This is a genomic window from Mycobacterium sp. (assembly GCF_008709575.1).
Classification (GTDB): Bacteria; Actinomycetota; Actinomycetes; order Mycobacteriales; family Mycobacteriaceae; genus Mycobacterium.
Genome location: NZ_VYIK01000448.1, coordinates 1 through 627, shown reverse-complemented (window position 1 = coordinate 627; position 627 = coordinate 1). Strand labels below are relative to the sequence as shown.

Genomic DNA, 627 nt, shown 5'->3' with positions numbered 1-627 from the left:
CGGTGGCGGCACCGCCCGGGACCGGCAGGTGGTGGTGGCGACCGATCCCCCGGCCGCCGCCGAGCTGACCGGGTGCCGCCCGCCGGCGATGCGCGGGGTGGTCACCGACTGGTGGAGCAGCGAGCAGGCGCCGCCGGGACCGCCGATGCTGTGGGTGGACGGCCGCGCGGGTGCGCCCGGACCGGTGCTCAACACGGCGGTGATCAGTGCGGCGGCACCCAGTTACGCCCCGCCGGGCCGGCATCTGGTCGCGGCTTCCGCGCTGCTGGGGACGGACGGAGTACCCCCCGACGAGACGGCCACCCGCACGCACGCCGGTGAGATCCTCGGTGTCGACCCGAGCCGCTGGACACCGGTCACGCGGCAAGTGATCCGGGCGGCGTTGCCCGCACAGCTGCCGCCGCTGTGCGTGCGCCGCCCGGTGCGCACGGCGGACGGGCTGTGGCTGTGCGGCGATCACCGTGATACGGCGTCGATCCAAGGTGCGCTGGTCAGCGGGCGCCGCACCGCCGAACAGATCATCGCCACCTGACGTCGGCGAGTGCTGCGGGGCAGATTACCGCCGCCACCATCGGCGCGATTTAGCCTCGGTGTGGCCGTCGCACCACTGGGATGGCGGTACCTGCG

Annotated in this window: 1 protein-coding gene; it reads left to right on the top strand. The window is 74.6% G+C overall.

Annotated features, from left to right (window positions below; genetic code table 11):
- Positions 1-532: FAD-dependent oxidoreductase (locus tag F6Q13_RS19520; protein ID WP_293060015.1), on the top strand; the 532-nt coding region annotated here is incomplete at its 5' end.
- Positions 533-627: the final 95 nt, after the last annotated feature.